At 74.1% G+C, this 232-nt stretch carries 1 protein-coding gene; it reads left to right on the top strand.

The genetic code is table 11. The features are described from left to right. Positions 1-232: Gfo/Idh/MocA family oxidoreductase (locus tag SB773_RS34925; RefSeq protein WP_410595167.1), on the top strand; the 232-nt coding region annotated here is incomplete at both ends.

The raw sequence follows: 232 nt of genomic DNA, 5'->3' as shown, positions 1-232 counted from the left end.
CGCGGCCGACTTCACCGCCGCCCTGCACCGTCACACCACCCAGCGCGTGGTGGCTGCCGGCTCCCGCTCGATCGAGCGCGCCCGGGCGTTCGCTGCTGCGCACGGCGTGGATCGCGCGCACGGCTCCTACGATGCGCTCGTGGCCGACCCCGATGTGGACGTCGTCTACGTCGCGACGCCGCACAGCGAGCACCTGGAGCACGCGCTGCTCGCCATCGCGGCGGGCAAGCAC

Origin of the sequence: Bacillus sp. SIMBA_074, assembly GCF_046534555.1 — a bacterium.
Taxonomy (GTDB): Bacteria; Bacillota; Bacilli; order Bacillales; family Bacillaceae_G; genus Bacillus_A; species Bacillus_A mycoides.
This window is presented reverse-complemented; position numbering and strand designations above follow the sequence as displayed.